Origin of the sequence: Pseudomonas sp. 20P_3.2_Bac5, from assembly GCF_025466035.1 — a bacterium.
Lineage (GTDB): Bacteria > Pseudomonadota > Gammaproteobacteria > Pseudomonadales > Pseudomonadaceae > Aquipseudomonas.
This window is the reverse complement of the sequence record NZ_JANLOA010000007.1, coordinates 80,046-99,446: the sequence shown is the minus strand read 5'-3', so window position 1 is coordinate 99,446 and position 19,401 is coordinate 80,046. Positions and strand designations below refer to the sequence as shown.

The following is a 19,401-nucleotide window of genomic DNA, read 5'->3' as shown; positions in this document are numbered from 1 at the left end:
TGGCCTTAGCCGCGAATTTCCGCAACCACCGCCGCCAGCGCTTTGGCCGGATCAGCCGCCTGGCTGATCGGGCGGCCGATCACCAGGTAATCGGAGCCAGCATCCAGAGCCTGACGCGGGGTCAGGATGCGGCGTTGATCATCCTGGGCGCTACCCGCCGGACGAATGCCCGGCGTCACCAGCTGCAGCGACGGGTGCGCGGCCTTCAGCGCCGGTGCTTCCAGGGCCGAACAGACCAGACCATCCATCCCTGCCTTCTCCGCCAGCGCCGCCAGACGCAACACCTGCTCCTGAGGCTCGATATCCAGGCCGATGCCGGCCAGGTCTTCGCGCTCCATGCTGGTCAGCACGGTGACGCCAATCAGCAACGGCTGCGGACCGCTGCGCTTGGCCAGCTCGTCACGGCAGGCCGACATCATGCGCAGGCCGCCGGAGCAATGCACGTTGACCATCCACACACCCATTTCCGCCGCGGCCTTGACTGCCATTGCCGTGGTGTTGGGGATATCGTGGAATTTCAGGTCCAGGAAGACTTCGAAGCCCTTGCTGCACAGGGTCTCGACGATACCGGAAGCGCTGCTGGTGAACAGCTCCTTGCCGACCTTCACCCGGCACAGCGCAGGATCCAGCTGATCCGCCAGCTTCAGGGCGGCCTCACGAGTGGGGAAATCCAGGGCGACAATCAGGGGCGTCTGGCAGACGGACATGGGCAAGGTCTCTTTGGCAAGTCGAAAACGGCGCGCATTGTAAACGATGCAGCGGCGCAACGGGGGCCGGCGATCGCGAATTCCCCGCGGCGTTCCCGCCCCTATAATTGAACCAACACAGAGAAGTTTTACTCGAAATTACAGATACGGCCATATTCGCCGTGCAAAGGAGAGTGCCATGCCCTGGTATGCCTGGTTGATTCTGGTGGTGGCGATCGGCTCGATCGTCGGTGGCCTCATGATGCTAAGGGACACAGCGAAAAAGTTGCCCCTGACGGAAGAGCAGTTGAAGCGGGTTCATGAAAGGAATGCGGAGATGGATGCCAAGGAGGCGCAGGATCGATAACTCTGGCCACAGAGAAAAGGGGCGAGTGGTCACACTCGCCCCTGAGGCTTAGTTGACGGTTATTTTGTCGCGATTGCGGTCGACCAGCGCCTTACCGATGCCCTCGACCTCCAGCAACTCGTCCACTGAGGCGAAATCACCATTGCGCTCGCGGTAGTTGATGATGGCTTGCGCTTTCGTCTTGCCTATGCCCGAAAGTTCGCGCTGTAGCGTTGGAGCATCAGCGCTGTTCAGATTCAACTTTTCCGCGACTGGTAGCTCCACGACCATGGCTTCGGATAGAGAGGCGCCAGCGGGCGACGTGGGAGTGCCGCTTGCCACCAGCGAAAAAGTCATAGCAACAGCCGCCAGAATGGAGGTGATGTAGTGCTGAGTCATAGGTGTTGCTCCTTGATGTCTTGAGTTCCCAAGGCAGCTTTTCCGTAGCTGCGGCTGAACCTTAGACCCGCGCAAATCCACTGGCAAACGTCTGGGCCGAAAGAGTATTTTCAAAACTATTCAGCGGCCCGTCATAACGCATGGGTAGCAGCTTTCTATGGCACTTTGATACTGATAAGCTGCCCGGCCAGCCTTCGCATGCCGTCCCGAGCCTACCTTGCAGCCACAGCCCGGCCCTCCCCTTTTCCTTTCTTTCTCGGCGAATAATCGAGGGCGGGACCTCGTCGTCGGCGATGTTCACGGACAATTCGATATGCTTGAGGCGCTGCTGAGCCAGATCGAGTTCGATGAAGCCGATGACCGTCTGTTCATGACTGGTGACCTGATTGATCGCGGGCCGTATTCTCATCAGGTGCTGGACTGGCTGGATAAACCTTGGCTGCATGCCGTCAGAGGCAACCACGAGCAGATGGCGCTCGACTGCGTTGCGGGAACAGGCGATCCACCGCGACACACACGCAATGGCGGCCGGTGGTTCCACGAACGCCCTTGTTCGGAACAACAGCAGATTGCCGAGCGCCTGGCATTGCTTCCGGTCGCTATATCCGTCCAATTGAGGAGCGGCGATTGCGCCGGGATCATCCATGCGGAGCCCCCTGGCTGGGAGCACAGTCTCGACTGGCCGCAAGCAATAGCACTGCTCGACAGTGCGGAGCCGCAACAACAGCACCATGCCCTGACACAGGCGCTTTACGCCAGAACCCGGATCACAACACAGGACTGCCGACCTTTCAGTGGGGTCGACAAGCTGTACGTCGGGCATTCGACGGTCCCCGAGATACTGCATCTGGGTAACGTGGTCTATGTCGATACAGGCTGTTCATTCGCGGACGGCAAATTGACCCTGATTGACATGCTGAGCGGAGAAGCATTCTCCGTGCGTCCACAACAACACATGCTCTGCCTCTGACAGAGCCCTTTTACGTGGGTGAGGAGTGCCCGAAACAATGAGACCCTTGAGCGAAAAGTGCATTACATTTTTCGACTTCCTGAGATTCAGCCTGGCCCAGGTCGTATTGATAGGACATGGTATCGGCATTTTCTACGGATACTGGGGCGGCTTCTTTCCCGAGCGCGTTCCCTACCCCCAGCAAATCGCCGTCGTTGGCTTCTTCTTTGTTTCGGGCTTCCTGATTTCCCGCAGCGTGATGGCCAACTTCAAGTACAAAGGCGCGGATGCCAGTCGATATTTCGTCGACCGCTTTGCCCGTATCTATACCACCCTGATTCCCGCGTTGATCTTCGTCTATCTGGTCGACACTCTGTTCGCGCGCTTCTTCCCGCAAGCGGAGCTGCTGGTCTATGTCAACCTGCAGACGTTCTTCTACAACCTGCTGCTGATCCCCTCCGTGCCTCTGGGTACCATGCGCCCGATCTGGAGCCTGATGTTCGAGTGGTGGATCTATATCCTGTTCGGCGGCCTGGTGTTCTTCCGCAAGCGCTGGATCCTCTGCCTGATCTGTATCTGGTTCGGGGCCAAATATACCTTCAAGGTCAACTCCCAGGGCGAAGCCGGACATCTGGAGCTCATCTGGCTCGCCGGCGCCATTGGCGCTTTCTGGTTCGACCGGCTGACCCGTTTTGCCAGCACCACCCGGGTTGCACTGATTGCCTTCGTCGCCGCTGGCGCCATTTACCTTTACACCAAGAACAGCTACCACCTCGTGGCAGGCCTGATTCTCTCGGCCGGGCTGGTGGCACTGGCCGCTCGGCTCAACGCCGATCAAAGCCCCGTGAGCGCGGCGAAGAAAAGTCGATATGCCACCTTGGCTGGCTTTAGCTTTACCTTGTTCCTGACCCACTACACCGTGCTCTTCTGGATTCAGAAGGTGCTCGGAAGCAACACGCTCGGTTTCATGCTCTCCATGTTCCTGTCCAATGTCTTGGCGTTCCTGATCGCATGGTGCACGGAGCGGCATCACAAGGCCGTTTCGGAATACCTTCTGGGATTGCTGCGCCAGGGGAAATTACGCTTGGCGAAATTCTCGCGCTGATCAAGGGTCAAGAAACCGGCTTTGTCCTATCCGATATGGATAACTTGCTGGGCAGCGCCCCCCGTGAGGGGGAACCAACAAAGTCGGGCTCGCTGCATTCAGTGCTGAATGTAGTGAGCCTGTGGCGCGTCTATCGAGGAAAGAGCACCGCCGCCTTGTCGCAAGCTACTGCAAACTCACGAAAGCGATGAAACGATAGACACATCGCGGCCAGTTTGCTCGGTGTTTAGAACAGAACCGTTTGTTTAAGAAACATAAAAAATCCGATGCGTGTTTCCATGCATCGGATTTTTTGTCTTCGTATCAACGGTTCAACGAGTCAGCACCAGACGTTGCGATTGGCATTTTTTGTCACGGGTCGAGACGTCGCTGCTGATAGATCCAGTCGACAATCTCTCCATCAGGCGCATAGCCGCTGACAGTTTCCCGCAGCAATTGCCTGACCCGATTGTAGTCATCCACTTCGATCGCCCTGAGCAGTTCGCTCAGGCGCTCCTTGAGCACATCCCAGGACAGGTAGTCCTCGTTGGCGGTCATGATCATTGGGTGTCGGGTGGCGGCAACGTTGTCGCCGATCAGCAATTCTTCGTAGAGCTTTTCTCCGGGACGCAAGCCGGTGAACTCGATAGCAATATCACCGTGAGGGTTGCGGTCGGAGCGTACGCTAAGGCCGGAAAGGTGAATCATCTTTTCCGCCAGCTCGGTGATGCGTACCGGCTCGCCCATGTCCAGGACGAAGACATCGCCGCCCTGCCCCATAGAGCCCGCCTGGATTACCAACTGGGCTGCTTCGGGGATGGTCATGAAATACCGGGTGATGTTCGGGTGCGTCACGGTGAGCGGCCCACCTGACTTGATCTGCTTGTGGAACAGCGGAATTACCGAACCGGACGACCCCAGTACATTGCCGAAACGGACCATGGTGAACCGGGTCTTGTTAACCTGGGACACATTGCCCTTGTCACCGAACAGGACCGGCGCCAACTCGCGGCTGAGCGCCTGCAGGGTCATTTCGGCAAGACGCTTGGTGCTGCCCATGACATTGGTCGGACGCACCGCCTTGTCAGTGGAAATCAGGACGAAGTTGGCAATGCCGGCCTGCAGCGCAGCCTGTGCAGTATTCAGGGTGCCGATGACATTGTTCAGCACACCTTCGGCAATGTTGTGCTCGACCATGGGCACATGCTTGTAGGCCGCCGCGTGATAAACGGTATCGACGCGCCAGGTCTTCATAATGTCTAGCATCTGTCCCTGATTGCGCACGGACCCAAGGATCGGCAGGATCTTGGTCGGCAGCGACTCGCGACGGACCCGCTGTTCCAGTTCGGACAGGATGCTGTAGAGATTGAACTCGCTGTGTTCGAACAACAGCAGTATCCGCGGGTGCAGACCGAGAATCTGCCGGCACAGTTCGGAACCGATCGAGCCACCCGCCCCCGTCACCATCACCGACTGATCGGATATGCAGCGTTCGAGCAGGTCTTCCTGCGCGGGAACCGCGTCACGCCCAAGCAGGTCGGCGATATCCACTTCCTGAATGTCGTCGACCTTGACCCGGCCACTGGCCAGGTCCATGAACCCGGGAACGCTTCGAACGTGCAAGGGAAACTCTTCAAGGAAACCGAGAATCTCCCGGCGTCGCACACGGGTCACCGAAGGAATGGCCAGAAGTATTTCTTGCGCCCCCGTTCGATCTATCATCTTTTGCAAATGACGGGGCTTGTACACCTGCAAGCCGGAAATAACACGATCGGCGATGCTGCTGTCATCATCGATGAAGGCGACCGGGCGCATCATCTTGCCCAGACGCAGAGCGGCAACCAGTTGATTACCGGCGGAACCGGCACCATAGATCGCGACCTTGGGCAATCCATCGTCCCGATTGGTGAACGGCACATGTTGCGCAGCGGTGAACCAGTCGCCGAGGAAATACTGGCGCATGGCCAGACGCAAGCCACCCACCAGAATCAGGCTCAACCACCAGTAGTTGAAGATGATCGAACGGGGTACGACATTCTGGTGGTTGCTGTACCAGTAAACCGCCACACCCAGGATCAGGGCTGAGAGACTGACCGCCTTGATGATGGCGATGAGTGCATCGTTGCCAAAATAGCGCATTACCGCCCGGTACATACCAAAGCGAATGAAGAGGGGAATAGCGATTATCTGCGCGCTGATAAAGAGCCAGAGGTGGTCGCGGATGGGGTTCGCCATATCGTCGATGCCCAGGCGCACGACGAACGCCAGCCATAACGCAGCCCAGACCAATACGACATCGGCCAATACCTGCAACAGGCGCTTTTGACGGCGGGGCAGCCCAAGCAGCACCGCCCGCAATCTATCCATAACCCCTTCAAACACCTTTACTGCTCCCATAGTGAATCCGTACCTGAAAACACGTGCCTCTGCGCATGCCCGCCAGAGAATCAATCCAGGTTATTCAAGCGCACCGGCACGGTAACGCACGGCCAGTATGACCAGCGGTACATAAGCGATGATCACACCCAGCACCCCGTCCAGACCCAGCAGCATGACGCACAAGGCAACGGGTAACAACCAGAACAGGTTGAGCGCGCCAACCGCGACGGTCACAGGCAAATGCTTGCCGTAAAGGCGCGACGCGAACTGGTAGGCATGGCTGCGATGAGCCTCATAGACTTTATCGCCCCTGGACAGACGGCGAATCAGGGTATAGGTGGCATCAACGATGAACACCCCAAGCAGAATCAGCCAACACCAGAACAATTGCGAGGATACCCAGGCAGCTTGCAATGACAGCACGCCCAGGGCGATACCAAGAAAACCACTACCTGCATCGCCCATGAAAATGCGTGCTGGCGGGAAGTTCCAGTAAAGGAAACCAGCGACGGCCATCGCCAGCAAAAGCGGCAGCATCAACAGTTGCTCAAACCCTCCGAGCCAGTACAACAGGCAGGCCCCAAGACAGGCGCAGATCGCCTCGACGCTGGCAATTCCGTCGATGCCGTCCATGAAATTGTAGAGATTAAGCAGCCAGACCAGATAGAACGCCGCGATAATCGCGCCGAGCCAGCCAAGATCCAGCGTCGCGCCAAAGACCTCCAACGCAGGCAGTCCGCCCAGCCAGAACAGCGCCCATGCAGCGGCGAGGAAATGCCCCAGGAGACGCCAGCGCGCAGCGATATGACCGTGATCGTCCATGAAGCCGATGATCGCGATCAAGGCTCCCGCGCCCCCCAAGGCAATGATCCCGTGCAGCCCGGGGCCACCGTCCGTAACCAGTAATGCCAGAGCGAGGAGAAAGGCGAGCACGATTGCCACGCCACCACCTCGCGGTGTTGGCACCGCATGGGAGCTGCGCGCATTGGGGATATCCATGATGCTCCTGGCCAGCGCGTAGCGCCGAAGCACGGCGGTCAATATCAGGGACAGCCCCCCTACCAATGGAATCAGCCAGGCTTGAGTCATTTTCTTGTTTTTTCCTGATAGTCCCGGGCCGCCAGCCGAAGCGCGTCGTCAACGCTGATCGGTGGATTCCAGCCCAGCAAAGAACGCGTTTTTTCAATATCGACTTGCAAGGAGCCACACAACCGCTGCGACAAGGAGCGCTTGCCCAGCAGTCCTGCGCCCAGTTCCAGCAGGCTGCTGGGAACCGGCAACAGCCTCGCCGGCTTGTCCAAGGCCCGGGCCATGCGGCGCAGCAAGCCGCTAGTGGACAAATCTTCGCCATCGCTGACGAGGAAGGTCTGGTTGGCCGCCGCCGGGTGGGCGACGCAAGTGACCACGAGATCCGCCAGATTGCCCAGGGCTACCAGGCTGCGACGGTTATCGATGGCGCCGAATGGTAGCGGCACGCCCTTGTCCAGCCAGCGCATCATGGCCAGGAAATTGGCTTTCACCCCGGGGCCGTAAACCAACACCGGTCGCACAATAACCACCTCGAGCCCGGTCTCCTTGGCCAGCGAACGCAGCGCCTGTTCGGCTTCCATCTTCGACACACCATAGGGATCGGCCGGGGCCGGCATATCGTCGGCACCATAAGGGCGCCCCTTCGCTGTGCCCTCGCCGTTGACCTTGATCGAGCTGATGAACACGAAGCGACTGGCACCGGCCTGCACGGCCTGGCGCGCCAGGTTCAGGGTCCCATCGACGTTGACCTTGCGGAACGCTGCCAGCGGGTCCGTTTCGGTGTCGTTCATGACATGTACGCGCGCAGCGGAATGAATGACGGTACGCACCCCGACAAGAGCGGCCGCCCAGTCCATCGAGCCGTCCAGCGCCTCGAAACGGCTGACGGCCACGCGAGGGTCCAGATCGGCGGGCACACTGCGTAACGCCGCAACCACCGAATAGTCCCGCGCCAGAAGCCCTTCAAGGACAGCCTTACCTACAAAACCGGAAGCACCGGTCAACAACACGGTATGTGACATCACTTGCCTGCCTTGCGTAGGGTGGCTTCACGAAATAACGATTCCAGGCGAGCCATGAGCTTGGGCTTGGAATAATGTTCGAGGTAGTACTGACGCCCGGCCTCACCCATCGCGTTACGTTGCGCCAAGGCGGTATCCGCGAGGGTACTGGTGATTGCGGCAAGGCCTCGGGCGTCACTGGAGTCACAGGCAAACCCGGCGCCGGACTCGCGGATGACTCGAGCTGCCTCGCCGTTGATCATGCCCAGCAAAGGACGCCCGGACGCCAAGTAAGCTTGCACCTTGCCGGGAATCGTCCTCTGGAAGACATCGTTGGTTTTCAGGGTCACCAGCAACGCGTCAGCCTGGGCGAACAGGCCGGGCATCGCCTCCAGCGGGTGACGACCAAGCAGGTGCACGTTGTGCAACTGGCGCGCCTGTACCTGCTCCGCCAGCCAGGCGCTCATTCGGCCATCGCCAACGATGACCCAGCGAATCGCCGCGGTATCACGCAGCGCCTGCGCCGCGTCGAGAACCGCCGGGAAATCCTGAGCCTCGCCAAGGTTGCCGGCGAAGACCACGGTGAACACCGAGGGATCCGCCGCTATCAAAGCACTCGTCGTCGAACCTGAGGAGGAAAAATCATCTTCCGCCCAACTGGGGAAATATACCAACCGCTCATCGGCGATCCGCCGTGTGCAATATTGCCTGACGTTGTCCAGGAAACCGTGGGACTGCAGCAGCAGGTAGTCGGTGCGGTTGTAGATCCACGACACCATCTTGCCTACCAGTGCCAGCAGACGCGGGTTGCGTATCACCCCAACGGCGCGCAGCGTTTCCGGCCAGAGGTCCAGCACCCAGACAAAAACCGGTGCTTTCTTCAAACGCCCGATGACGAGCGCCGGTATCGCCGCCATGATCGGCGATACCGCGTAAACGAACAGCACGTCGTACTGGCGGCCACGTAATTTGAAAGCACCAACCGTCGAGGCACTGAGAAAGAACGATGCGTAGTTGAGCATCAGTTGGATACTGCGCTTACCTCGCGGCAGCATCGGTACCCTGACCACATCGGCACCATGATAGGCCGCAAAATTCCCGGGAGAAGTGCGGTAGCTTTCGAACACTTCACCCTCCGGATAATTGGGCAGCCCCGTGAGGACGGTAACCTCGTGGCCCTTTTCCTTCAGGTCGCGGACCAGATCATTGATCCGCATGTTTTCAGGCCAAAAATACTGCGTGACGACAAGCACTCTCAGCTTTTTATCAGACATGCATACCACTCGGTTCAGTAACGCTTCCATACGGTCCGATTCACATAGTCGGTATAACTATGAAGAATGCGGACAACCTTATCCGAGACGTTCGGCATACTGTAATCAGCCACCAGGCGCAGGCTACGCTCATCGCCTCGAGCCTGGCTGTCGAGAATGCTCAAACCTTGCAGAACACGGTCGACCTCCAGCCCGACCATCATCGCGGCGGCTTCCTCCATACCTTCAGGACGCTCATGGGCCTCGCGGATATTGAGCGCGGGGAAGTTCAGAATCGACGCTTCCTCACTGATCGTGCCGCTGTCGGAAAGAACGGCTTTGGCCTCAACCTGGAGCTTGTTGTAGTCCTTGAAGCCCAGCGGCTTCAATAAACGGACATTCTCGTGGAAGTTCACGCCCATGGCGTCGACGCGTTTCTGGGTACGCGGGTGCGTCGATACGATGACCGGCAGATCGAATTGGGCGGCGACGGTGTTGAGCACGTCCACCAGCTTGAGGAAGTTCTTGTCCGAATCGATGTTCTCTTCGCGGTGAGCGCTGACGACAAAGAAGCGGCCCTTTTCCAGGCCGAGCCGTGACAGCACGTCCGAGGCATCGATACCATCACGGTAGTGATTCAGTACCTCGAACATCGGGCTGCCAGTCTTGATCACGCGATCCGGTGGCAGGCCTTCGCGCAACAGGTAGTCACGGGCGATGGTGCTGTAAGTCAGATTGATATCGGCGGTGTGATCAACGATCCGGCGATTGATTTCCTCCGGCACACGCATGTCGAAGCAACGGTTACCTGCTTCCATGTGGAAGGTCGGGATCTTGCGGCGCTTGGCAGGGATCACCGCCATGCAACTGTTGGTATCGCCGAGCACCAACAACGCCTCAGGTTGCACTTCGGCGAGCACACGATCGACCGCGATGATCACGTTGCCAATGGTTTCTGCACCGCTGGCACCAGCGGCGCTGAGAAAATGGTCCGGTTTGCGAATACCCAGATCCTTGAAGAAGATCTCGTTCAGTTCGTAATCGTAGTTCTGTCCGGTGTGCACCAACACATGATCGCAATGCTCATCGAGCGCGCTCATCACGCGGGACAAGCGAATGATTTCGGGACGAGTCCCTACGACGGTAACGACCTTCAGCTTTTTCATACAAGTCTCTCTTCTGAATCCGGCAGACTTACGGGCACACAGGCAGCGCGTAGGTGTCCGGTCGTTCACGGTCAAAAATTTCGTTAGCCCAAAGCATCACGATCATCTCGTCTTCACCGACGTTCGTGATGTCATGGGTCCAACCTGGCACCGTCTCGACGATGACCGGCTTCTCGCCCGAGGTCTGCAATTCATAGAACTCGCCGGAAAGGATGTGGCGGAAGCGGAAATTGGCGTGCCCCTTGATGACCAGGAACTTCTCGGTTTTCGAGTGATGGTAGTGACCACCCCGAGTGACGCCCGGATGTGCAGTGAAATACGAGAACTGCCCAGCATCCGGGGTTTTCAGCATTTCCACGAATGTGCCGCGCGGATCGCTATAGCCAGGCACCTCATAGGTGAAGGAGTCCGGAGGCAGGTAGCTGAGATAGGTCGAGTACAAGGCTCGCACCAAGCCTGTACCCACCCGCTCACTGACCAGGCTCTGACGGCTGTCGCGAAATGCCCGCAGCAGGTCAGCCACTGCACCGACGGTAGTGCTGTAGACCGGCTCGACCTGAACCGCGGGATCGGTGATTGTGCCATCGAGAATGGAGATGCAATGGCTGACTACATCGTCGATGTAGACCAGTTGCAAAGGCGCCTGCTCGTCATGGATCTGAATCGGCAGGTCACGAGCGATGTTGTGGCAGAAGGTCGCGACTGCCGAGTTGTAATTCGCTCGCGCCCATTTGCCGAACACGTTCGGCAGGCGAAGAATATGCAAGTCGATGACCTGTTGGCCGGCGAGCGCGCGCAAGGACTCTTCGGCCTCGCGCTTGCTATTGCCATAGGCATTGTCGCGATCTGCCTGGATAGAAGAGCTGTAGACAACCGGAATCCGCTTTCCGCCGGCAAGCAAAGCCTCACACAGGACCTGAGTGAAGTCGCGGTTGCCGGATGCAAACTCGGCAGGATCCTCGGGACGGTTCACGCCCGCCAGATGGAAGATGCAATCGGCTTCTGCGACCCGAGCCCTGAGACCATCCAGGTCATCCCGCGCACACCGCAAGATCTCTACATCATCGCGCTCGCGCAGATGACTCTCCAGGTTCTTGCCGATGAACCCATTGATGCCGGTAATCAGGACCTTCATCGATCACTCCTCCGGCGTCGCGTGCTCACCACGCTGGATCGCGTTGATGAAATCAAGCTTCAACAACAACTTCTGCATACCCGCAACATCTAGGCGCTCGGTATTGTGCGAGTTGTAATCTTCGGTATGGGAGATCTTCTCCTCGCCCTGCTCTACGAACTTGCTGTAGTTCAGATCACGCAGATCAGGAGGTACTCGGAAGTAATCCCCCATATCCTCGGAGCACGCCATCTCTTCGCGACTCAGTAGCGCTTCGTATAGTTTTTCGCCGTGGCGGGTGCCGATGATCTGGATCGGATGCTCCGGCTTCCCCATCAACCCGGAAAGCGCCTTGGCCAATACTTCGACGGTCGCCGCCGGAGCCTTCTGCACGAACAGATCACCGTTGTTGCCATGTTCGAAGGCATAAAGCACGAGGTCCACGGCATCTGCCAGCGTCATCATGAAGCGGGTCATGTTCGGATCGGTAATGGACAGCGCCTTGCCCTGACGAATCTGGTCCACAAACAACGGAATAACCGAACCGCGGGACGCCATGACGTTGCCGTAGCGGGTTCCGCAGATAACGGTTTTGGTTTCGTCAAGGTTGCGCGACTTGGCAACCATGACCTTCTCCATCATGGCTTTGGAGATGCCCATGGCGTTGATCGGGTACACCGCCTTGTCGGTACTAAGGCAAACCACCCTACGAACTCCGTTCTGAATGGCTGCTTCCAGAAGGTTTTCAGTACCGATAACGTTGGTCTTGACCGCTTCCATGGGATGGAATTCGCAAGACGGTACTTGCTTCAACGCCGCAGCATGGAAGATATAGTCCACACCTCGTGTCGCGTTGAGCACACTCTGGTAGTCACGCACATCACCGATATAGAACTTCAGCTTGCTACTCGCGTAGCGCTTGCGCATGTCGTCCTGCTTCTTCTCATCACGGCTGAACACGCGGATTTCAGCGATATCCGTATCGAGGAAGCGTTTTAGCACGGCATTGCCGAAGGAGCCAGTACCGCCGGAGATGAGAAGTTTCTTTCCGCTAAACATAAATAATCCTGAATATGATGCAGACGGTCCCGACTACCGGGAGTGCAAGGCCGAGAACACCAACTCGTCCTTCTGCTGGGCCGTGGGATAACTGATCAGTACGGCCCGATAAGGTCCTTTGAACACGAAAAAACTACCCGCAGCAACGCCCACGACACCACAAGCGGCAACAACCTTGGCCATGTCATCGAGCGAACCACCGCCGCCGAGAATTGTAACAGGGATGCTTACTGCCTCACGCAGCCGGGTAGCCAGGGCAACGTCGTAGCCCTTCATGCGACCGTCGTTGTCGATCGAGTTGATGACGATCTCGCCGGCACCGGCAGTCTCCATCTCCCTCGCAACGTCCAGAACGTTGCGCTTGGTATTGCGAGTGCCATTATGGGTCCAGACATCGTGCTGCTTACTGAGCATCCGTGGTTTGTGGTCCAGCACGACGACGACCGACTGCCGGCCGATTTCGTCGGCGATCCGCGTCACCAGCGAAGGGTCCTCCAGCGCCGCGGCACTGATGGCAACTTTCTCGACCCCAAGGGAAATGATCTTTCTTGCTTGCTCCGGTGTACGGATGCCACCACCGTAGCAAAGTGGCATACGGCATTCGGCTGCCAGGTTGGCGATCCTGTTGTAGTCCGGTTCAACGCCGTTAACTGTGGCGTCGATATCGACGACGATGAGTTCGTCGGCCTCTTTTTCGTTGAAAATCTTCACCGCGTTGATCGGATCACCAACGTATTTGCCGTCCTTGAAACGCACTGTCTTGACCAGACCGCCGTCTTGAATCAGCAAGCAGGGAATAATTCGAGGTCTTAGCATTTCAGAGTTCCGCGAAGTTTTTCAGGAGACCCACACCAAAGTGATGGCTCTTCTCGGGATGGAACTGAACGCCAAAGACGTTTTCGGCCGCTACGGCACAACTGAAATCCAGGCCATAGTTCGATGCCGCGGCGCCGTGTTCAGCCTGCTTGCATTCAAAGTAGAAGGAATGAAGAAAGTAAAAACGTGCTTCATCCTCAAACCCCTTGAACAGCGGGTTTCCATTGACCGGCATAACATCGTTCCAGCCCATGTGCGGCATCGCAATGTTCTCCAGCCCATTCACCGAGCGGAACGAACGAACCCGCCCAGGCACCCAGCCCAAACCGGCCAACTGCCCTTCGTCACTGGTGTCGGCCAGCATCTGCATGCCCACGCAGATACCGAGTACGGGGATCTTCTCCTCCTTGACCATACGATCGACCGTGTCCCGCATGCCGGAATTATCAAGGCGCTGCATGGCGTGATCGAACGCGCCAACACCGGGAAGGATGAGCTTCTCGGCACCGGCCAGGTCTTCTACGGAACGAGCGACCCGCACAGGAATATGCAGGCGCTTGTACACGTTCACGAAGGCCTGAATGTTGCCCAGGCCATAGTCGATAATGGTGATCATCTAAAGAGCCTTCTCTCCAGACCCAGCGCGCTCATGACCCGCGCACCGATGCCGATCATAAACCGCTTACTCTTGTAATCGTGGAACGTTTGATTTTTGCCGTCGAAAATGGCTTGCAACTCAGCGACCGTCAGATCGAGCTTGTTGGCGACGTATTCGAACTCCGACTTGAGGAATTGCTCGTCAAGCTCCGGCTTGGCGATACGCTCCAGCGCCGCTTCGCGGGTCATCTGACCGGTCATGATCAAACTGGAGAAGTGAGCACGGCGCTTCTCGTAGCCGAATTTGCGAGGCATCCAGTAATCCTCGTAAAAACGAGTGAAACGCGACTCATGGTGCTTGTGCTGAAATTTCTTCCAGCCATACAGGCGACCGAGGGTTTCCTCGGCTTCATGCTTGACGTACGGCAACAGATTCAACGGCCTGACCACCTGCATACCCAGGACGTAACGGTAATAGAGTTTGTAGACCATCACATCAACGACAGGAAAGCTCTTGAGCTTGCGTGATCCAAAGCGATCATGGATGTCATTGATGAGGGTCTTGTCGATACCGGGGTAAGCGCCCCACTCTTCAGGCTCGCGACAGCACTCGGTGGAATAGTTCCCACCGGTCAGCACGTACTTGATCTTGTGTGCCTTGGCAAACTTGTAGAGCCCCGAGAAGAAAGCGGTGTCCTGTGGAATGTCCTGATCCGGAACCTGAGCTTTGAGGAAAGCGACCTGCAAGCTCTTCATCTCTTCCCAGTTAATCACCTCGGTGTAGAGATCAAGGCCCAGGCCATCCACCAGCTTCTCGATGTTGCCTACCGCCTGATCGGTGTTCCAGCCAGCATCAACATGGAAAAGCAAAGGCCGCAGCCCCATTTTTTCCTTGGCTACATAGGCCAAGTAGGAGCTGTCCAGACCACCGCTCAGACCAATGATGCAATCGAAATCGCGACCCTTGCCGTCAGCCTTGATGCGTTCGGCGATCTTCGCCAACTCCGCTTCGCCGCGGGCATCGGTATGCCAGTTCGGCTGGATGTTGCTGCTGAAGTTCGCACAATACTCACAGCTACCATTGACATCGAAGCGAATATTGGGATCCGACGTGTCCATTATGCAGGTCTTGCAAATTTGGTATTCCATAGAGCCTCGTTGAAACCTCAAATACTGGATCTAAGGACACTCCATAAATTGCTCTACGGAGTCCTCATCCTTAAGAAAAACAACCTTCTTTCCCAGCGCCTTGTACTCATACCCGAGGAATGAGTCATAAGAAACCATGTACGCGCATTCCGGGAAGCACGCCGCGTCGAGCACCTTGTCGGCCAAGCCCGTCAACTGCGTGGCGGATGCCTCGTAGACATGCCTAGGGTGAAGCTTGACCACGATGAAAAAGTCCAGATTATTCTTGACGCGCTGAAGAAAATCAATCTCAAACTGAACATAAGGTGCGGAAGATGCGAGGAAAAGCACCGGCCGTCCTTCGCCCACCGACTGAAGATTGAATTTGGGACGAATGATCGCTGAGCGACGAAACTCGTAATACCGGGAAAATACTGCTTCAAACTCCTGATCGAATACGTAAAGACAATCCACCGCACCGAATGAGTAGGTGAACTCAAGATCACCATGAATATACGCATGTTGAATGATCGAGCATCGGCGACTCAGATGCGTAGCAATATAATCCCAACGCTGCAAGTTGCAGTCGGTAATGAGTGCTTTCTCTGCTCGCGACATGTTTGCGACGAACAAGGAAAACCAGGTCAAGGGCAGTATATCCACCGCATGAAATATCAAATCACGACGACGAACACCTCGATGGGCACGGTGAAGCAAAATGGTTGCCAGTACACGCCATACAATGAAAACTGCGCGAACATAATCCAACGCCGACAGATACGGCAGCATCGACCAGGGGCGCTTGCAGCGAAAGCTGATTCGCTGGGCGAAGTCATCGAAAAGATAGTTGAACAATTTCACGTGACTGGAATTGGGCAAGCAGATCAACTCAGGCAGATCAGCCACCGCCTTGCTCTTCGATGAGAACAGAGCCCGGACTGCCAAAAAAAGATTGCATAGTGCGGCAACGGCCAAGAGCGGCAACAACGCTATGCGTATTGCCCACAAAACCAGAAGAATCGTGTTCCCATAACGCTTCCACAAAGAGAATAGCGGCATGATTTTGTACTGAGGCAACGCATCCGCCACCTTCTCGTCGCCGAGAAACTTTTGTTTCAAGGCTTGATCGAGGCAAACCTCATTTACATACGATTCGTAGATGACTCGAGCCAGTGATGAGGTTTTATCAGCGAACATCAACATTCTCTTTGACAAAAAGCAGACGACTTCCACCCCAGAGCATCAGGTAGAATATGATATTGAACAGGGCGATCCATTGCAGCATGCTGCCGCGGAAAACACTGAGGAAGAACAACAGTTCGCAGGTAAAGATAAAAAGAAACACGGGACCCAGACGATAGCGCAGCGAGTACAAAGTACAGATGTACAGCGAATACATGAAGACCGGAACGGCCCAGAATATATAATTCCCATAGTTCAAATAAAGCTCGGTTTCGATCGGCCACTGCTGGGTGGCGGATCCTTGGAACCACTGCTTGGGGAAATAGATGGACGTCAGCCAGCGACTGATGTCATGCATGTAGTCTTCCGAAGGTATGCCGACGAACGTCAGCCACTTGTTCATCGGGTAACCCATGGTCAGAAGAAAGTCAGGCTGCATATCCCGAAGAATCATGTCATGCAGGAAAATGGTATTGAAATAGCTGAGGAAATATTCGAGAAGCATTTCCGGCGTACTGTAGAAACCATTAGAGCGGAAATACATCGCAAAGCTGAAAGCCAAGGTGAAGAAGACAAAAATGACTGCCCCCTTCAGCAAGGTCAGACGGGCTACCGTGAGCCAAGGAATGCTGAAGAAAATCGTGAAGTAGAAGATCCGGCTCTTCACCCCTTGGATGTAAGCGCAGAAGACAAGTGCAACAAGCACGAACAAGACCAGAAAGTAGCTTTTGCTACGCGCGGTTTTCCAGTAAAACCCCAAGGCAAAGGCCAGGAAGTTTGAACTCATGATAAGCAGGAAGTTCAGCAGACCATAGCCTTTCTTGTTCTCCAAGTAGGTATCGCTATAGTTGCCGAACCAGGCTTCGATACCGCCTGTCACTTGGAAGAAGTAAAGCCCACCGACCAATACCAGACTCGTGAACACGAAGAGCATGAAGGTATTGACCCGATACTGCTCCAGCACCGTGGAAGCGGACGTTCGTGCCAGCAGCACTTCAAAGAGACGGGTAAACAGGAAGAACAAGGTGAATACATAGGCATAGGACAGAATTGCCTCATCTGAGAGCTTCGACCAATCATTGGTCTTCCCCCACGGCAATACATATACCCAATCAACCCATTCGAGAATATAAAAAAGGGTGCTGGGAAAAATGAAATAAAGAAAGTAGCTACCAAACACCACATTGGAGGGACACAGCAGTTCCTTGTTCCGAAACAAAAGGAAGACCGTCAGCATGAACATTACAATCAGAAACAACATACGCCACGCGCCTCCTAGCTCTTGGCTTCAAGGGCGTCGAGTGCCGTCTTCACGGATTCAAAAACCAAACCATTGCCCGCGTCATTCAGATGATGGTTATCGCTCAGAAATATCTCTCCAACGACACCCGCTGGATAACACTTGTTCATGAAGCCGGCTGGGAACTGCTCCTTCAGCAGCTCGTTATATTCCTCCACCGATTGTGCGATCAGTGGATTGCGGGCCTGATAAGCCAAAGAGGGCGGCGCAATCGGAACGATCAGTATCTTCGCTCCGGCGAAAACCTCCGACAACGCCAACAGATTTGCCCGGAAGGAAGCGGGAGGCACGTAGCGGATGCTACGGGAAACAATCAAACGGGCGTAAAAACGCTTGACCAGACGATGGACAGGGCGACTGATAAACGTGGGCAAGCGCAAAAGAATGGAAAGCTCCGCCTTTTTGATGGCTCGCGGATAGCAATCGACGATCCCTACCTGCACCACGACGATATCGGGCTTCAACGCAGCATAGTAGTCACGGGACAAGGACAACAACTGGCTGCTGTCCATGCCCGGAACACTCACGGTCCGCATCCTGAAACGCCCCGCGCAGTCATCGGCAAGGCGGTAAGTCCAGCACTCGTCATCAGTGATGAGCGCCGGACTTACTCGGGGCAACCCAAGGGAGTCAGTTAATACAAGTACTTTGTTCATGATCGCCTTGAGTACGGATTTTTTTGAAAAGAATCAACACCAATGCCCCAACCAGCAACGCATTGAGCAACGGCAGAAAAACGATGTGCGGCGTTCCCGTGTACAAATAACCGAAGGTGAACGACAGCCCAAGACCGACGACCATCAAACTCAAGTAAGCGACCGCCAACACCCGCTCGAGGCGTTGGGCGAGATAAAAATTGCAAACGAATCCCAGACAAATGAGCATCGTTTTGAGCAACAGCATCGATATCAAAATCTCGAAAAGCGGCCATTCAAAACGACCGATGACCAGCAAGAATAAGCTGATCGCAACGACGAAGAACGACACGACCGCAGACAGCCAAGCCCCACACTTGATCATCATGACCTTGAAGACACCGTGCTCCGCGTCATCGCCACTGAACCGCTTTAACAACCCGGGCGTGAAATAATAAAGTACCGAAGTCATCCCCAGGAAATAGATATTGGTGAGTACATCGACATACTGGAAGTCGGCCCTGACTTTCTCGGCAGCCCCCAACGTATTGAGAACCACGCGATCCAGCGTAAGCACCACGACCAGGCCACTCGCCATCAGAAACATGTACCGGGAGGCACTGAGAATCTTCCAGAACAACCTGAGGTTTTCAGAACGGTCGCTGATGGAAGCTCCCAGTTTGCCTCGGCAATAGACAAAGAACGCAACGACCACCGCAAAGGCCGCGAAAGCCCAAGCACCGAAGAATCTGTGCTCCAGCGTACTGTCGGAAAACAACAGAAATGCCAGGCCGAAGCTGACGAAGAATGCGCTCGCCCAGGAAACGTTCAGCACATTCAGGTGAAGGTCCATGCCCAGGAGACGGAACACCGTCTGGCAGGCCGTCTTCAGATGGTTGATTCCACCGATGAACAATCCCGCCATGAGGAAAAAGCGCTCATGACAAACTGCGGCTGCGAGCACCAGCAGCACGGCGATGAATGCCGAGAACTGGATTTCCAATCGTAAAATGCGCTGTTTCTCTTCCACCGAACCGCTGATGGCTCCATCGCGGATCGCACCATTGTGAAAACCCAGCGCAAGAAACGTGCTATAGGAGATCACGATGAATGCAATGCTGGAATCCGCGAGAGCCTGTTGACTCGCCATATTGGTGAAGTAGAGCGTCAACAACGCGACCAGCGAAAACTCGCTGTAGGTTGCCAACACGTATTTAATCGCACCAACCATGCCCTCACGCCTCATCGAGCGGCGACTCCCGAACGGACCAGCACAAA

Annotated in this window: 19 protein-coding genes; 3 read left to right on the top strand and 16 right to left on the bottom strand. The window is 56.0% G+C overall.

Annotated features, from left to right (window positions below):
* Positions 1–5 precede the first annotated feature (5 nt).
* The gene (gene pyrF, locus NTD88_RS00940) at positions 6–707 is read right to left on the bottom strand and encodes an orotidine-5'-phosphate decarboxylase (RefSeq protein ID WP_175653702.1); all 702 of its coding nucleotides are present in this window, start codon (positions 705–707) and stop codon (positions 6–8) included.
* A 178-nt stretch (positions 708–885) separates the two neighbouring features.
* On the opposite strand from pyrF, the gene NTD88_RS00935 reads away from it, so the two are divergent.
* Positions 886–1,053, top strand: a complete 168-nt coding sequence (locus NTD88_RS00935) for a DUF2897 family protein (protein WP_095155531.1) — start codon at positions 886–888, stop codon at positions 1,051–1,053.
* 48 nt (positions 1,054–1,101) lie between these two features.
* On the opposite strand, the gene NTD88_RS00930 is transcribed toward NTD88_RS00935, so the two are convergent.
* On the bottom strand, positions 1,102–1,431 hold the full coding sequence (locus NTD88_RS00930; protein WP_262155461.1) for a ComEA family DNA-binding protein: 330 nt from the start codon (positions 1,429–1,431) through the stop codon (positions 1,102–1,104).
* 217 nt (positions 1,432–1,648) lie between these two features.
* Between NTD88_RS00930 and NTD88_RS00925 the strand changes: the two genes are divergently transcribed.
* Together NTD88_RS00925 and NTD88_RS00920 are read left to right on the top strand one after the other, a co-directional pair.
* Positions 1,649–2,401, top strand: a complete 753-nt coding sequence (locus tag NTD88_RS00925) for a metallophosphoesterase (RefSeq protein WP_262155462.1) — start codon at positions 1,649–1,651, stop codon at positions 2,399–2,401.
* A gap of 37 nt (positions 2,402–2,438) precedes the next feature.
* A complete protein-coding gene (locus tag NTD88_RS00920) occupies positions 2,439–3,485 on the top strand; it encodes an acyltransferase family protein (RefSeq protein WP_262155463.1) in 1,047 nt (348 codons plus the stop codon).
* A 351-nt stretch (positions 3,486–3,836) separates the two neighbouring features.
* Here NTD88_RS00920 and NTD88_RS00915 read toward each other — a convergent pair whose 3' ends face one another.
* Genes NTD88_RS00915 through NTD88_RS00850 form a run of 14 tightly spaced genes read right to left on the bottom strand, consistent with a single transcriptional unit; the run spans position 3,837 to position 19,354 of the window.
* Complete coding sequence (locus tag NTD88_RS00915) at positions 3,837–5,861, bottom strand: polysaccharide biosynthesis protein (RefSeq protein ID WP_256587720.1); 2,025 nt, start codon at positions 5,859–5,861, stop codon at positions 3,837–3,839.
* Positions 5,862–5,921: 60 nt separating this feature from the next.
* Positions 5,922–6,932: an MraY family glycosyltransferase gene (locus NTD88_RS00910; RefSeq protein ID WP_262155464.1), complete on the bottom strand. Its 1,011-nt coding sequence runs from the start codon at positions 6,930–6,932 to the stop codon at positions 5,922–5,924.
* Entirely contained in the window at positions 6,929–7,894 is a 966-nt protein-coding gene (locus NTD88_RS00905) for a UDP-glucose 4-epimerase family protein (protein WP_095155525.1), read from the bottom strand. Before NTD88_RS00905 ends, NTD88_RS00910 begins: the two co-directional genes overlap by 4 nt.
* Positions 7,894–9,147 (bottom strand): glycosyltransferase family 4 protein, encoded by a 1,254-nt coding sequence (locus tag NTD88_RS00900; RefSeq protein WP_095155524.1) that lies wholly within the window; start codon positions 9,145–9,147, stop codon positions 7,894–7,896. Before NTD88_RS00900 ends, NTD88_RS00905 begins: the two co-directional genes overlap by 1 nt.
* Positions 9,148–9,161: 14 nt before the next feature.
* Positions 9,162–10,292 (bottom strand): non-hydrolyzing UDP-N-acetylglucosamine 2-epimerase, encoded by a 1,131-nt coding sequence (gene wecB, locus NTD88_RS00895; protein WP_095155523.1) that lies wholly within the window; start codon positions 10,290–10,292, stop codon positions 9,162–9,164.
* Positions 10,293–10,320: 28 nt separating this feature from the next.
* Positions 10,321–11,427, bottom strand: a complete 1,107-nt coding sequence (gene wbjC / locus NTD88_RS00890) for a UDP-2-acetamido-2,6-beta-L-arabino-hexul-4-ose reductase (protein WP_262155465.1) — start codon at positions 11,425–11,427, stop codon at positions 10,321–10,323.
* Positions 11,428–11,430: 3 nt separating this feature from the next.
* Positions 11,431–12,465: a polysaccharide biosynthesis protein gene (locus tag NTD88_RS00885; RefSeq protein WP_095155521.1), complete on the bottom strand. Its 1,035-nt coding sequence runs from the start codon at positions 12,463–12,465 to the stop codon at positions 11,431–11,433.
* Positions 12,466–12,498: 33 nt separating this feature from the next.
* Positions 12,499–13,281 (bottom strand): AglZ/HisF2 family acetamidino modification protein, encoded by a 783-nt coding sequence (locus NTD88_RS00880; protein WP_095155520.1) that lies wholly within the window; start codon positions 13,279–13,281, stop codon positions 12,499–12,501.
* 1 nt (position 13,282) lies between these two features.
* Positions 13,283–13,897, bottom strand: coding sequence for an imidazole glycerol phosphate synthase subunit HisH (gene hisH, locus NTD88_RS00875; RefSeq protein ID WP_095155519.1), 615 nt, complete (start codon positions 13,895–13,897; stop codon positions 13,283–13,285).
* The gene (locus tag NTD88_RS00870) at positions 13,894–15,027 is read right to left on the bottom strand and encodes an N-acetyl sugar amidotransferase (RefSeq protein ID WP_095155518.1); all 1,134 of its coding nucleotides are present in this window, start codon (positions 15,025–15,027) and stop codon (positions 13,894–13,896) included. Before NTD88_RS00870 ends, hisH begins: the two co-directional genes overlap by 4 nt.
* 30 nt (positions 15,028–15,057) lie before the next feature.
* Positions 15,058–16,203: a hypothetical protein gene (locus NTD88_RS00865; RefSeq protein WP_262155467.1), complete on the bottom strand. Its 1,146-nt coding sequence runs from the start codon at positions 16,201–16,203 to the stop codon at positions 15,058–15,060.
* Positions 16,193–17,425, bottom strand: a complete 1,233-nt coding sequence (locus NTD88_RS00860; protein WP_143501960.1) for a hypothetical protein — start codon at positions 17,423–17,425, stop codon at positions 16,193–16,195. Before NTD88_RS00860 ends, NTD88_RS00865 begins: the two co-directional genes overlap by 11 nt.
* A gap of 38 nt (positions 17,426–17,463) precedes the next feature.
* Entirely contained in the window at positions 17,464–18,144 is a 681-nt protein-coding gene (locus NTD88_RS00855) for a hypothetical protein (RefSeq protein ID WP_262155468.1), read from the bottom strand.
* A complete protein-coding gene (locus NTD88_RS00850) occupies positions 18,119–19,354 on the bottom strand; it encodes a hypothetical protein (RefSeq protein ID WP_262155469.1) in 1,236 nt (411 codons plus the stop codon). The genes NTD88_RS00855 and NTD88_RS00850 overlap by 26 nt, the downstream gene beginning before the upstream one ends.
* Positions 19,355–19,401 lie beyond the last annotated feature (47 nt).

Coding starts and splice junctions, on each gene's coding strand:
- pyrF (WP_175653702.1), bottom strand. CDS start 707: ATGTCCGTCTGCCAGACGCCCCTGATTGTCGCCCTGGATTTCCCCACT.
- NTD88_RS00935 (WP_095155531.1), top strand. CDS start 886: ATGCCCTGGTATGCCTGGTTGATTCTGGTGGTGGCGATCGGCTCGATC.
- NTD88_RS00930 (WP_262155461.1), bottom strand. CDS start 1,431: ATGACTCAGCACTACATCACCTCCATTCTGGCGGCTGTTGCTATGACT.
- NTD88_RS00920 (WP_262155463.1), top strand. CDS start 2,439: ATGAGACCCTTGAGCGAAAAGTGCATTACATTTTTCGACTTCCTGAGA.
- NTD88_RS00915 (WP_256587720.1), bottom strand. CDS start 5,861: ATGGGAGCAGTAAAGGTGTTTGAAGGGGTTATGGATAGATTGCGGGCG.
- NTD88_RS00910 (WP_262155464.1), bottom strand. CDS start 6,932: ATGACTCAAGCCTGGCTGATTCCATTGGTAGGGGGGCTGTCCCTGATA.
- NTD88_RS00905 (WP_095155525.1), bottom strand. CDS start 7,894: ATGTCACATACCGTGTTGTTGACCGGTGCTTCCGGTTTTGTAGGTAAG.
- NTD88_RS00900 (WP_095155524.1), bottom strand. CDS start 9,147: ATGTCTGATAAAAAGCTGAGAGTGCTTGTCGTCACGCAGTATTTTTGG.
- wecB (WP_095155523.1), bottom strand. CDS start 10,292: ATGAAAAAGCTGAAGGTCGTTACCGTCGTAGGGACTCGTCCCGAAATC.
- wbjC (WP_262155465.1), bottom strand. CDS start 11,427: ATGAAGGTCCTGATTACCGGCATCAATGGGTTCATCGGCAAGAACCTG.
- NTD88_RS00885 (WP_095155521.1), bottom strand. CDS start 12,465: ATGTTTAGCGGAAAGAAACTTCTCATCTCCGGCGGTACTGGCTCCTTC.
- NTD88_RS00880 (WP_095155520.1), bottom strand. CDS start 13,281: ATGCTAAGACCTCGAATTATTCCCTGCTTGCTGATTCAAGACGGCGGT.
- hisH (WP_095155519.1), bottom strand. CDS start 13,897: ATGATCACCATTATCGACTATGGCCTGGGCAACATTCAGGCCTTCGTG.
- NTD88_RS00870 (WP_095155518.1), bottom strand. CDS start 15,027: ATGGAATACCAAATTTGCAAGACCTGCATAATGGACACGTCGGATCCC.
- NTD88_RS00865 (WP_262155467.1), bottom strand. CDS start 16,203: ATGTTCGCTGATAAAACCTCATCACTGGCTCGAGTCATCTACGAATCG.
- NTD88_RS00860 (WP_143501960.1), bottom strand. CDS start 17,425: ATGCTGACGGTCTTCCTTTTGTTTCGGAACAAGGAACTGCTGTGTCCC.
- NTD88_RS00855 (WP_262155468.1), bottom strand. CDS start 18,144: ATGAACAAAGTACTTGTATTAACTGACTCCCTTGGGTTGCCCCGAGTA.
- NTD88_RS00850 (WP_262155469.1), bottom strand. CDS start 19,354: ATGGTTGGTGCGATTAAATACGTGTTGGCAACCTACAGCGAGTTTTCG.